Consider the following 12355-nt stretch of genomic DNA (forward strand, 5'->3'; position numbering starts at 1 on the left):
TTGCCAGACAGCTTCCTAGCTTGGACCCGCCGCCAAGGCTCCCCTATGATCGGAGCACACAGGCGGGAGGGACGAGGATGACTGGAAAATTGCCGTTCGAAGCATTGTCGGTGGAGACGCTCGCAACGCGTCTCGGCACGAACGAGGCGTTGTGCGCGAAGATCGGCAAGGACGCGAGCGCCTGGAAAGTCCGCGAAGTCGGGGACGGCAATCTGAACCTGGTGTTCATCGTCGAAGGCGCCAGTGGCGGCGCCATAGTCAAGCAGGCCCTGCCCTATGTCCGCCTCGTCGGCGACAGCTGGCCCCTGCCGCTGAAGCGCTCTTTCTTCGAATACCACGCGCTGACCCGGCAGGAGCGCAGAGCGCCCGGCTCGGTACCGGCGATCTATCATTTCGACGAAGGCCAGGCGCTGATCATCATGGAGTATCTGGCGCCGCCGCACATCATCCTGCGGCGGGCGCTGATCGAGGGCCGGCAGCTGCCCAACATCGCCAGGGATATCGGCCTGTTCATGGCCCGCACGCTGTTCCGCGGCTCGGACCTTTCAATGGTGGCTCGGGAGCGCAAAACCGATCTGGCGTTGTTCGCCGACAATGTCGAACTCTGCGACATTACCGAGAACCTGGTTTTTTCCGATCCCTATTTCGATGCCAAGCTGAACCGGCACACATCGCCGCAACTCGACGGCCTGGTCGCCGAACTGCGCGCCGACCGCGACCTCAAGGTGGAGGCGCAGCGGCTGAAGCATATCTTCGCCGCGAACGCGGAGACGCTGCTGCATGGCGACCTACATTCGGGCTCGATCATGGTCACCGATACAGAGACCCGGATGATCGATCCGGAGTTCGCCTTCTACGGCCCGATGGCGTTCGACGTCGGCATGCTGCTTGCCAATTTCTGGATGTCGTTCTTCTCGCAGCGCGGTCATGAGCAGAACGGCAAGCGCGACGCCATGCGCGCCTATCTGCTCGGCGTCACGGCCGAAACCTGGGCCGTGTTTCGCGCCGAGTTCTCGCTGATGTGGCGCACCGAGCGGGACGGCATGCTCTATCAAAAGAGCCTGTTCGAGGATCAGGGCGACAGGCTGGGGTCCGAGCAGGCGCTCGACAATGTGCTGCACCAGATCTGGGACGATCTGCTCGGATTTGCCGGCATCGAAGTGCATAGGCGCATCCTTGGCCTCGCCCACAATGCCGACTTCGAAGCCATTGCCGATGAAGATGTGCGCGCCACTTGCGAGGCGAAGGCACTGAAATTCGGCCGTCAAATCGCCGTCAACCGGCGCCAGATTCACAGCATCGACGAGGTCAACAACCTGGCCGCGCTGATCGAACAGGAGAGCAGCATTTGAACGTCGGTGACCGCCACTACCGGACCATCTGGCTGAGCGACGACGGGCGCTCGATCGAGATCATCGACCAGCGCTGGCTGCCGCATGAGTTCCGCATCGAGAAGCTCGGCACGGTCGCCGCCATCGCCACCGCGATCCGCGACATGTGGGTGCGCGGCGCGCCGCTGATCGGCGTCACCGCGGCCTATGGCGTCGCTATGCAGATGGCGGTCGATCCTTCCGATGCAGCTCTCAACGACGTCTGGGAAACGCTGCACGAGACGCGGCCGACGGCTATCAACCTGCGCTGGGCGCTGGACGAGATGCGGCGTTTCCTCAAGCCGCTGCCAACGGCACAACGCGCCGCGGCCGCCTATAAGCGCGCCAGTGAAATCGCCAACGAGGACGTCGGGCTGAACCGCGCCATTGGCGAGAACGGCCTTGAAATCATCAAGCAGATCGCGGCGCGCAAACAGCCGGGCGAGACGGTCAATATCCTGACCCACTGCAATGCCGGCTGGCTGGCGACGGTCGACTACGGCACGGCCACGTCGCCGATCTATCTCGCCGTCGAAGCCGGCATTCCGGTTCATGTCTATGTCGATGAGACACGCCCGCGCAACCAGGGTGCCCAGCTCACCGCCTGGGAAATGGCCGGCCACGGCGTGCCGCATACGCTGATCGTCGACAATGCCGGCGGCCATCTGATGCAGCATGGCGCGATAGACATGGTCATCGTCGGCACCGACCGCACGACGGCCGATGGCGATGTCTGCAACAAGATCGGCACCTATCTCAAGGCGCTCGCAGCCGCCGACAATGACGTGCCGTTCTATGTGGCGCTGCCCTCGCCAACCATCGACTGGACGGTGGGCGACGGCCTTGCCGAAATTCCGATCGAGGAACGCTCCGGCGACGAGGTGTCGCTGGTCTGGGGCAAGACCGCCACAGGCGAGATCGCCCAGGTGCGTGTGTCGCCCGAAGCGACGCCGGCAAAGAACCCCGCCTTCGACGTGACGCCGGCGCGGCTGGTTACCGGGCTGATCACCGAGCGCGGCGTCGCCAAGGCATCGCGCGAGGGGTTGAAGGCGATGTTCCCCGAGCGGGGATAAGCGGACCGAGCTCACGGCTCGACGTTCGGGACCTCCAGCGCGTTCACAAAATCCAGCGAGCGCCGCAAGGTGCTCCGAATGGTGGCGATGTCGACGGGCGTGTCGCGCCGCTGGGGTGCGCGGCGCCCCGGGCGCTCCAGTCGCAAGGGCAGTTCGACGCTGACCGGCAGCGCGGCGGGCAGCATCGCCCAGTAGGATGCATAGTCGACAGAGCCGTCGCCGATGGCGCAGAACGCCCATCCCGCCCCGCTGCTGACGACATCTTTCAGATGCGCATGGCCGACCATGTCGATGGCATCGGCGATGTCTTCTGCCGGCTGCATCGTCTCGCCGCTGTAGGTGAAAATGTTGCCGGCGTCGTGGTTCATGCGGACGTGCCGCGATCCGATTTCCCTGACGAAGCCAGCCCCGGATCGCGCGCTGCCGAGCAGATCGCCGCTGCCATGTCCAGGATTCTCGAGCGCCAGAACAATATCGGCCTGTTCCAGCCTCGGCAGAACGGCCTCGATCGTCGCGCGGATAGCAGCCCGGTTCACCGCCGGGCCGGCGTTGGTAATCAGGAAGGATGCGCCGAGACCGGCGGCAAAGCCGATGCGTCGGGACAAGGCCTCGATGGCATCGGGCCCCGACAGGTCGAGATGGGCCGACACGGCATTGATGCCAAGCCCCGCATTTTGCGCCGTCCGGCGCAGCTTGAGGCCATTCGCCTCGGCAAACATGCCCTCATCGAAATCGACATAGCCGCGGATGAAGGCCGGCTCGACATGGGCCGCACCCGCCGCCGCAATCTCCTCGACGGCCAGGTCCATGGAATAGCCGTCGAAGAGCGCGGTCGATACCGACAGGATGCGCGAAGGCAGGGCTCAGGCCCCCTTGCCGTAGACGATCAATTCGGAGGCTTCCTTGACCTTGGCCGGCGAGAGCGCCTCGCGCCAATCGTCACGGACCACGACGCCCTTGGCGAACCGCATCAGGCGCAGCGCAGCATCCGACGGCACTTTCGGCGAGAAGCCGAACCACATGGCGATCTCGACGTTCAAATGGCCGATCAGGAAATCGAGCGCGGCTTGCCTGGGAATGCCGTATTCGCGCTCGCACTCCTCGACCGCCTCGACCATGGTGTCGACGAAAGGCATGGCGATCATTTCGGACAGGCCCGGTTCCAGGATCGCCAACTGCTCGACCGTGACGCGATGGCTGTCGATGATCGGCGACCACATCGCCTTGCACACCTCCTCGCCAAGCGCGTAGTGCTCCTCAGGGCCCTGCATCAGGGCGCAGACGATCGACTGCCTGGCGATGCCGCCATGATAATCGCGACGCGCGGCCCATTCCGTTTCGTCGCCGAACAAGGGCGGATGGCAGGGATGGCCGACGAAATAGGTGAGATCCGGCCGGTCCTTCGGCAGGTCGCCGGCATAGGGTGCGGCGGCATCCAGAACGAGGATCATGGTGCCCTTGGCCAGCATCGGCGAGATTTGCCGCGTGACCTGGCCGATGATGTTGTCCGGCAGGGCCATCACCACGACCCTGGCGCCGGGGATGCCCTCCTCCATGGCGACGGCGGCGATGCCGGCCTCAGCCAAACGCTTGCGGCCCGGCTCGCCGACCTCGACGGCACGGACGTCATAGCCCGCCCCGATCAGCTTGCCAGTGACGCGGAAGCCCATCTTTCCGCCGGCTCCCAGCACGGCCACGGATATCGTCATTTTTTTCTCCCATGTTGATGGCGCGCCGTTGGCGCCGGTTCAGCCGAACGTCAGCAGCGCGGCTTCGAGTTCTGGATGCGTGGCGGCATAGTCGCGCGCGGGAATGCCGGCGGCCGCGGCTTCGAAAGCATCATGCAGGCTTCGAACGCCGGCGGCCGGCCCGCCGGGATGCGCCATGATCCCGCCGCCGCAGCAATAGATGAAGTCGTTCGAGCCGAGCCTTGCATAGGTCTCACCCGCCTGCACCGCAGTCTGTCCGGACGAAAGAACCGGCATGACCGTATCGGGACGGTCGGCACGGCCGAACATCGGCGTCAGGCAGGCATGGGCCGAGGCCATCACCGAATCGTCGGGCTCGCAGAATTTGTTGGACAGCCCATTGACGTGCATGTGGTCGATGCCGGCCAGGCGCCAGAACTTCTGATAGGCGAGATAGCTCATGCCGAGATCAGGCGACCGGCTGAAGAGGCCCCAGCCGGCCCGATGACCGTGTAGCGCGACAGTAGAATGCCGGCGCATCTCGACGACACCCGAGAGGCCGACGGAATTCAGGACCAGCATGGCGCAGGTGCCGCCACGGCGCTCTATCAGATCCAGTTGACGGCGCATGGGGTCGATATCGCCGGAAATGTTGGCCGCGTACATGACCTTGCGCCCGGTCCTGTCGGCGTGCCGGTCGATGACAGCCATGACCGCCTCGAACCGCTGCTCGAACGGCGAATGCGGGGGATCTCCCATCAGTTCGTCGTCCTTGATGAAGTCGAGGCCGGCTGAGATCAGCGTATCGGCAAGCCGCGCCGTCTCTTCCGGCGAAAGGCCGACGCTCGGCTTGACGATCGTGCCGATCAGCGGGCGCCCCTCGACACCAGTCAGCCGACGCGTCCCTTCGACGGCGAAGGCCGGGCCCGGATAGGCATCCGCGAAGGCGTCGGGAAAGGTGACGTCGAGCAGGCGCATGGCCGACAAATGATGCAGCTCGAACAGATTGCCGAGGACCGTCGACCAGACCGAAGCCAGCACGGTACCCGTATTCTCGATGTTCCAGGAAAGACCCACTTTGGCCCGGCGTGGTCTGGTGGAGGTCGCATTTTTGGGCGCACGCGAAAACGGCAGCGCCTCACCTTCGACCTCGCCAATATCCTCGATGAATTCGACACGCGCCCCAAACCTGCGCAGCAGTTCTGGCGTCTCCCCTGGTATGGCGCGGAACGTCCCGCTCGATTGCTCGCCGGCCATCGCAGTTGCGGCAGCCTCCAACGGGTAGCGGGTTTCGATCAGATAAGTGGCGCTGAGGCGACCGGTCAATGCAGAGGTTCCGGCTGGAATGATCTTCATGGCGCGAGCGATAGCACCAAAAAGATATCATGTCATCACATGAGTTTTCCTCGTCAAAAAATTTTGTACGCTGTCAGCCCCCGCCGCCACCAGCCAGTTTCGAATAGAGTTCATTGGCGCGGCCGATGTGGTCGGCCATGGCGGCGCTCGCGCCTTCCGCATCGCCGCTGGCGATCGCCTTGTAGATCCGTTCATGCTCCTCGACGGTCAGACGCTCGGCGCCTTTCACAGCCACGAGATCGCGCTTGAAGCGGGACAGCCATTCGAGCATGCCCTTGGCCACGGCCGCGATCATCGAATTGCCGCTCATCTCCGCGATGACGGCGTGGAATTCCATGTCGGCGGTTACAAATCGCGCCTGATCGCCCTTTGCGTCGCGCAAGTGGCGCAAGGTCTCGGCAAGACGTTCCAGGCTCTTAGCCGTGGCGCGCCGCGTCGCTATCCGAACCAAGCCGGTTTCCAGCAAGAGCCTGACTTCCTTTAGTTCTTCCAGCCCGCGAGAATTCGTTGCCAGCATCATCACCATCGCCGCGGAGACCTGATCGACGATCACCTCCGGCGTCGGATTGATGACGCGCGCACGCTCGCCGTGCGAAATCCGGATAAGCCCCATCTGCTGCAGCGTCAGCATCGCTTCCCGGATCGACGGGCGCCCGACGCCGATCATCGTCATCAGTTCCTTTTCCGACGGCAATTGGGAACCGGGCGGAAATTCGGACGTCGAGATCGCCGCCATCAACCGGTCAAGCACCTCGACATACAACTTCTTCTTCTGGACCGGTTCCATCCGCATCTCTCCTGATCGTTCCCAGGCATACCCGATCCCGAGTCGCACCGACAGGCAAAATCCCGCCATTAATTGACATTACATATATGATGACATAACGTCCAGTCATCGGTCGACGGCAACGCGGTTGTCGGAACAGGCCAGCCGACTGGCCAGGGTGAGGACAGACGAACCGGCGGGCCGCGCCTGGCTGACGTCGAAGCAATCAAATGGGTTCCGGACCGGCTTGCCTATTTGGTATGCTGGTATAACATGTAGATGGTATGGTGTCTTTCGGAAGAGGCGCCATAACGAAATGACAGACGGGCCGATCAGGGTCGGCTGGTGTTTTTTGGGAGGAGACAACATGAAGTTTTCTATTGTAACGGCGCTTGCCGGCGCCGCGCTGGCCAGTGTTTCGGTTTTGCCGGCGATGGCATCGTCGGACAAACCGGTGATCGCGCTCGCCAACGCCTATTACGGCAACACATGGCGCCATCAGATGGTGGAGGCTTTCGAGGCCTCGGCCAAGGAAGCCAAGGCGGCCGGTCAGATCGCCGACTACATCGTCATGAACGGTGACGGCTCGGTGGCGCAGCAGAACAGCCAGATCGCCGAACTGATCCTCAAGAAGGTCGACGTGCTCGCCGTCGACGCCGCCTCGGAAACCGCGGTCAACGGCATCATCGAAAAGGCCTGCAAGGCCGGCATCATCGTCGTTTCCTTCGATTCGGTTGCTTCGGCGCCCTGCAACTACCAGCTCAACTTCGACTTCAAGGGCTACAAGGCGGCCCAGGCCGAGGCCGTCTTCAAGATGATCGGCGGCAAGGGCAACGTCATACAGGTGCGCGGCGTGAAAGGCTCGGCGCCAGACAACGACATGTTCAACGCGCAGCAGTCGGTGCTGGCGAAATATCCCGACATCAAGGTTGTCGCCACCGTCTACGGCCAAGCGACAGCCTCGGTCGCGCAGGCGGCGATCGCCAATGTGCTGCCCTCGCTGCCGCATGTCGACGCCGTGCTCGGCCAGGGCGGCAGCGACGATGTCGGCATTGCCCAGGCCTTCGTCCAGTATGGCGGCGACTATGCCGGCAAGATGCCGATCATCGAAGGCGGCGGCGGCACCGACTTCGTCAAATGGTGGGCCGACGAGAATGCCAAAAACGGCTACCAGACGGTCTCGATGAACACCACGCCGGGCATTGGCGGCGCGGCGTTCTGGCTCGGCCTTTCCTTGCTCAAGGGCGGCAAGGCGCCGAAGCTGATGATCATGCCGGTGGCGACCGTCGATGCCAGCAATCTCAAGGAGTATGCGAAACTGCCGGGCGGCCAGATCATCAGCCCCAGCTATTCGCTCGACTGGGTCAAGCAGAACCTGCTCACCAAGTAAGGTCGCGAATGCCCAAGGACCGGGCGCCCCCAAACGGCCGCGCCCGGTCCTTGCCCGTCCAGAAACGGAGGACGAATGTCCCATCTTGCCGCAGCCGACCCGGAAGATGCCGCCGCCACGATGCCGGCCGCGCGGTCGGACGTCGTCTCGCTGTCGAAGATCACCAAGAGTTTCGGGCCGACCTTGGCGAATGCGGCGATCGACCTCGCCGTCTCGGCCGGCGAAATCATCGGCCTGGTCGGCGGCAACGGCGCCGGCAAGTCGACGCTGATGCGCATCCTGTGCGGGGCAACGTCGCCGACCCTGGGCTCGATCTCGTTCGCCGGCCAGGATGTGAGCTTCGTTGACTACGACACGGCAGAGGCGCAACGGCGCGGCATCCGCATGGTGCACCAGGAACTGTCGCTGTGCGCCAACCTTTCCGTCGCCGAGAACTTCTTCCTGGAGACGCCTGGCGAGGCGGCCAACCGGCCCGGCTGGCGCGCACTCTACCGGGCTCGCGCCCGCGCGGCGCTTGACGCCGTCTTTCCCGCCAACGGCATCGACGTAAATGCCGAGGTCGGCCACCTCTCCATCGCCGAGCGGCAAATGGTCGAGATCGCGCGCGCCGCCGCGACGCCCGGGGTCAAGCTGATCGTACTCGACGAGCCGACCTCATCGCTCGACCTCGATCGCTCCAGGCAGTTGCGGGCCTTCATCCGCGAACGGGCCAGATCCGGCCTCGCCTTCATCTTCATCAGCCACAAGCTGCAGGAAATCATTGATATCGCCACGCAGGTGATGGTGCTGCGCAACGGTCGCACCGCCTGGCGCGGCGATGTCGCCGCCACCTCGATCGGCCAACTTGTGCAACTCATGGGCGGCGACGCCAATTCGATCCACCAGCACAGTGCCGCCGCCGTCAGCAGGGGCGAGGCGCTGGTCAGATTGTCGGGATTCCTGACAGCGGGGCTCGGCCACGACATTGCGATCGGCCGCGGCGAGATCATCGGGCTGGCGGGGCTTGAGGGCAGCGGCCAGAAGGAGTTGCTGCACACCATCTTCGAGCCGGATACCGCCAGGGGTGCCGCGGTGACCAGGAGCGGTGACGCCGGTTTCATCGCCGGCGACCGCCAGAAGGAAGGCGTGTTCCCGCTGTGGAGCGTGCTTGGAAACATCAGCATCGGCAGCCTTGCCCGCCGTCCGGCACTGGGCCTGGTTTCGGAGCGCGCCAACCGCGAGGTGGCGGCCGATGCGGCCGGCCGGCTGCGGCTCGACGACAAACGCTTCGGCTCCAACATCCTCGAACTCAGCGGCGGCAACCAGCAGAAGGCGCTGGTTGCCCGCGCGCTCGTCGCCGACACACCGATCCTGCTGCTCGACGATCCGACGCGCGGCGTCGACATCGCCACCAAGCAGGATTTCTACAGGCTCTGCAACGACATCGCGCGCGGCGGACGCACGCTGATCTGGCACACCACCGAGGATGCCGAGCTTTTGGCCTGCGACCGCGTGCTGGTGTTTTCGGGCGGACGCATCGTCAAGGAATTGAGCGGCGAGGCGATCACGGAATCGGCCGTCGTTGGCGCCTCCTTCGCCCAGCAGGCGGACACCCGCGTCGGCTCCGGGAAAAGCGCCCCCGGCGCCGGACTTGCCCGCCGGCTGGTCAACGCGGCCCCCTTCATCGGTCTCGCCGCCGTGCTGGCGGTGATGATCTCGGCCAATCCGGCGGTCGCCTCGATCTTCGGGATCGACCTGCTCCTGATGCCGGCGCTGTCGCTGGTGCTGGTGACGGCGGCGCAGATGTTCATCGTCGGCGGCAGCGAGATCGACCTCGGTGTCGGCGCCTTTGCCGGCCTGGTCAGCGTGCTCTCCGCCACGCTGCTCTACGATCAGCCATGGCTCGGCGCGCTGACGCTGGCGGCGGCGGTCGCCGCCTATGCCGGGCTCGGCGGCCTGATCCAGGCGCGCAAGATCCCGGCCATCGTCGTCACGCTCGGCGCCTCCTTCATCTGGATGGGACTGGGCTACGCCTTGCAGCCGACACCCGGCGGCGCCAGCCCCGAATGGCTGTCGGCCATGTTCAACTGGTCGCTTGGCTTCCTGCCCACCTCCATCATCCTCATCGCCGCGGTCGCGCTGGTGGTGTTGGTGATCGACCGGCTGCCGCTCGGCGTGGTGCTGCGCGGCTTCGGCAACAATCCGACCGCCATGGTCCGCTCCGGCTGGTCGCCGACCCGCTATGCGCTGGTGCGCTACCTCGTCGCCGGATTGTTCGCGGCCGCCGCCGGCCTGTCGCTGACGGCGATCAACACGGCAAGCGACATCAATTCCGGCAGTTCGTTCACGCTGCTCAGCGTCGCCGCCGTGGTGATGGGCGGCTGCTCGCTACTCGGCGGTGTGATCTCTCCGGTCGGCGCTATCGCCGGCGCGGTCACCTTGTCGTTGATCGGCGCCCTGCTCGGCACGCTGAACGTCAGCAGCGACTTCAACGCCGCGACGCAGGGGCTGGTGCTCATCGCCCTGCTGACGCTGCGCAGCCTGACCGCCGACCGCAGGAGCGAACAATGAACGGCCTCGCCGCCTTCAGCCTCTGGGCGCAGAAGAACCGCTGGGTCTGGTCGGCGATCGGCGTGCTCGTGCTTTGGCTGGTGCTTTCGGTGGTGACCAACCGCTTCAGCCTCAACAGCCTGTCGGGCATCATGCTGTCGGCCTCGTTCCTGACCGTCGTCGGCATCGGCCAGATGTTCGTCGTCACCACCGGGCGTGGCAATATCGACCTTTCGGTGGCCTCCGTCATTACGCTCAGCGCCTTCGTGGCGCTGCTCACCATCAAGGGCCAGGACGCCAACCTAGCCATCGGCGTCGGCGCGGCGATCCTGCTCGGCCTCGCGGTCGGCGCGCTGAACTCGCTGCTCGTGGTCGGGCTCAACATACCGGCCATCATCGCCACGCTGGCGACGGGCTATGTGCTGGCGACGGCAACGCTGCTGTCGAACCGCGCCATATCCGGCTTTGCCGTCAGCCCGCTGTTGAAGACGCTGGCGACGGGCCGCGTCTCCGGCGTGCCGATCATGGCCGTTATCGCCATCGCCGGCGTGGCCGCGACCGCCTTCGTGCTGCGCTACACGGTGTTCGGACAATTGCTGTCGGCGGTCGGCCAGAACCGCGCCGCCGCGCGGCTGGCGGCGATCCGCAACAACCGCGTTATCGCTTCGGCCTTTATCATCTCATCGGTGCTGGCCTCGCTCAACGGGCTGCTGCTCGGCGCCTATATAGGCGGCGCCTTTCTCGAAATGGGCCAGCCCTACCTCCTGCAGTCGATCGCCGCGGTGGTGCTGGGCGGCACACTGATCTTCGGCGGCTCGGCAAGCGCCGTCGGCACACTGTTCGCCAGCATCCTTTTGATCCTGATCGTCACCACCATGCAGATCGTCGGCCTGCCGCCAGGCGCGCAGGACATCGTGCAAGGCATCGTCGTGATCTTCGTCCTGGCGCTGGCCGGCCGGCAGGTGCTGTCGCGACGAGCCGCCGTCGATCACGCAGGCGACGACGGCACGCTGAAACCCGAACAAAATGCCGTGGCCATCCGACCGGAATGACACCATGGATGATGATTTCTCTTGCCAATCTATGGTAGAGTGATCATACCAGTAGACAAGGTGACGATCGGCAACGCCAATCGTCCAGGACCAGGGAGCAAGGGCTAGATGACGACGATCGCGCTGTTCGGTGCCGGCGGCAAAATGGGCTACCGCCTTTCAACCAATTTCCGCGGCTCGCCCTACACGATCCGCCATGTCGAGGTCAGCGAGGCCGGGCGTGAGCGGCTGAAGACCGGATTGGGCTTCGACACGGTCAGCGCCGACGAGGCGCTGAAAGGCGCCGACGTGGTGATCCTGGCGGTCCCGGACACCCATATCGGCAAGGTCGCGACCAGCATCGAGAGCAAGCTCGCGCCGGGCACGATGGTCATCGTGCTCGACGCGGCAGCACCCTTCGCCGGCCATCTGCCCGACCGTCCCGACCTGACCTACTTCGTCACCCATCCCTGCCATCCGCCGATCTTCAACGACGAGACCGACATGGCGGCCAAGAAGGACTATTTCGGCGGCGTCAAGGCAAAGCAGCACATGGTCAGCGCGCTGATGCAGGGACCGGAAGCCGACTACGCCAAGGGCGAGGCCATCGCCAAGATCATCTGGGCGCCGGTGATGCGCTCGCACCGCGTTTCCGTCGAACAGATGGCGCTGCTCGAGCCCGGCCTTTCGGAAACGGTGTGCGCCTCGCTGCTGGTCGTCATGAAGGAAGCGGTCGACGAGGTGGTGGCGCGCGGTGTCGACCAGCAGGCGGCACTCGACTTTCTGCTCGGCCACATGAACGTGCTCGGCGCCGTCATCTTCGGCGAAACCAAGGGCGTGTTCTCCGACGCCTGCAACAAGGCGATCGAATTCGGCAAGCCGGTGCTGATGCGCGATGACTGGAAGCGCGTCTTCGAGCCCGAAGAGATCGCGGCCAGCATTCGGCGGATCACCTGAGCCAGCTCATCAAGTACATATCACCTGAATTTGTGGTTGACTCATTATACCAGTTGGCTAAGTTGTTGCTGGCTTGGATCGGGCACGCTTCGCTGGGAGTTCGAAGCCCGGACGAGTGGAGGATGGCGGGGAACGGGAGTGCTGATCGGCTCTGAAAAAGCCGATCGACGGCTTGAGCCGAAGTGGTCCGCATTC

10 protein-coding genes are annotated in these 12355 nt (G+C 64.5%); 6 read left to right on the forward strand and 4 right to left on the reverse strand.

Annotated features, from left to right (window positions below; all coding sequences use genetic code 11):
* Positions 1-77 precede the first annotated feature (77 nt).
* The gene (gene mtnK, locus LB564_RS12980) at positions 78-1352 is read left to right on the forward strand and encodes an S-methyl-5-thioribose kinase (protein WP_224538154.1); all 1275 of its coding nucleotides are present in this window, start codon (positions 78-80) and stop codon (positions 1350-1352) included.
* Complete coding sequence (gene mtnA, locus LB564_RS12985) at positions 1349-2443, forward strand: S-methyl-5-thioribose-1-phosphate isomerase (RefSeq protein WP_224538157.1); 1095 nt, start codon at positions 1349-1351, stop codon at positions 2441-2443. The genes mtnK and mtnA overlap by 4 nt, the downstream gene beginning before the upstream one ends.
* Before the next feature lie 11 nt (positions 2444-2454).
* On the opposite strand, the gene LB564_RS12990 is transcribed toward mtnA, so the two are convergent.
* From LB564_RS12990 to nanR, 4 genes are all read right to left on the reverse strand, one after another.
* Positions 2455-3252 (reverse strand): sugar phosphate isomerase/epimerase family protein, encoded by a 798-nt coding sequence (locus tag LB564_RS12990; protein ID WP_224538160.1) that lies wholly within the window; start codon positions 3250-3252, stop codon positions 2455-2457.
* Between the two features lie 54 nt (positions 3253-3306).
* The gene (locus tag LB564_RS12995) at positions 3307-4152 is read right to left on the reverse strand and encodes a phosphogluconate dehydrogenase C-terminal domain-containing protein (protein WP_140705614.1); all 846 of its coding nucleotides are present in this window, start codon (positions 4150-4152) and stop codon (positions 3307-3309) included.
* 39 nt (positions 4153-4191) lie between these two features.
* Positions 4192-5487 (reverse strand): ribulose-bisphosphate carboxylase large subunit family protein, encoded by a 1296-nt coding sequence (locus tag LB564_RS13000; protein WP_224538162.1) that lies wholly within the window; start codon positions 5485-5487, stop codon positions 4192-4194.
* 73 nt (positions 5488-5560) lie between these two features.
* Entirely contained in the window at positions 5561-6274 is a 714-nt protein-coding gene (nanR, locus tag LB564_RS13005; RefSeq protein WP_224559168.1) for a transcriptional regulator NanR, read from the reverse strand.
* A 346-nt stretch (positions 6275-6620) separates the two neighbouring features.
* Here nanR and LB564_RS13010 point away from each other — a divergent pair, with 346 nt between their 5' ends.
* The 4 genes from LB564_RS13010 (at position 6621) to LB564_RS13025 (ending at position 12160) form a co-directional block, all read left to right on the forward strand.
* The gene (locus LB564_RS13010) at positions 6621-7643 is read left to right on the forward strand and encodes an ABC transporter substrate-binding protein (RefSeq protein ID WP_140705611.1); all 1023 of its coding nucleotides are present in this window, start codon (positions 6621-6623) and stop codon (positions 7641-7643) included.
* Positions 7644-7718: 75 nt separating this feature from the next.
* The gene (locus tag LB564_RS13015; RefSeq protein ID WP_224538168.1) at positions 7719-10193 is read left to right on the forward strand and encodes an ATP-binding cassette domain-containing protein; all 2475 of its coding nucleotides are present in this window, start codon (positions 7719-7721) and stop codon (positions 10191-10193) included.
* On the forward strand, positions 10190-11224 hold the full coding sequence (locus tag LB564_RS13020) for an ABC transporter permease (RefSeq protein WP_224538170.1): 1035 nt from the start codon (positions 10190-10192) through the stop codon (positions 11222-11224). Before LB564_RS13015 ends, LB564_RS13020 begins: the two co-directional genes overlap by 4 nt.
* A gap of 108 nt (positions 11225-11332) precedes the next feature.
* Positions 11333-12160: a phosphogluconate dehydrogenase C-terminal domain-containing protein gene (locus tag LB564_RS13025; RefSeq protein ID WP_224538172.1), complete on the forward strand. Its 828-nt coding sequence runs from the start codon at positions 11333-11335 to the stop codon at positions 12158-12160.
* Positions 12161-12355: the final 195 nt, after the last annotated feature.

This window comes from Mesorhizobium sp. ES1-6 (assembly GCF_020164775.1).
In the GTDB taxonomy this organism is placed as follows: domain Bacteria; phylum Pseudomonadota; class Alphaproteobacteria; order Rhizobiales; family Rhizobiaceae; genus Mesorhizobium.

What these genes read in the sequence shown, in the direction of transcription:
- mtnK (WP_224538154.1), top strand. Translation starts at nt 78, where the DNA reads ATGACTGGAAAATTGCCGTTCGAAGCATTGTCGGTGGAGACGCTCGCA.
- LB564_RS12990 (WP_224538160.1), bottom strand. Translation starts at nt 3,252, where the DNA reads ATGGACCTGGCCGTCGAGGAGATTGCGGCGGCGGGTGCGGCCCATGTC.
- LB564_RS12995 (WP_140705614.1), bottom strand. Translation starts at nt 4,152, where the DNA reads ATGACGATATCCGTGGCCGTGCTGGGAGCCGGCGGAAAGATGGGCTTC.
- LB564_RS13000 (WP_224538162.1), bottom strand. Translation starts at nt 5,487, where the DNA reads ATGAAGATCATTCCAGCCGGAACCTCTGCATTGACCGGTCGCCTCAGC.
- nanR (WP_224559168.1), bottom strand. Translation starts at nt 6,274, where the DNA reads ATGGAACCGGTCCAGAAGAAGAAGTTGTATGTCGAGGTGCTTGACCGG.
- LB564_RS13010 (WP_140705611.1), top strand. Translation starts at nt 6,621, where the DNA reads ATGAAGTTTTCTATTGTAACGGCGCTTGCCGGCGCCGCGCTGGCCAGT.
- LB564_RS13015 (WP_224538168.1), top strand. Translation starts at nt 7,719, where the DNA reads ATGTCCCATCTTGCCGCAGCCGACCCGGAAGATGCCGCCGCCACGATG.
- LB564_RS13020 (WP_224538170.1), top strand. Translation starts at nt 10,190, where the DNA reads ATGAACGGCCTCGCCGCCTTCAGCCTCTGGGCGCAGAAGAACCGCTGG.
- LB564_RS13025 (WP_224538172.1), top strand. Translation starts at nt 11,333, where the DNA reads ATGACGACGATCGCGCTGTTCGGTGCCGGCGGCAAAATGGGCTACCGC.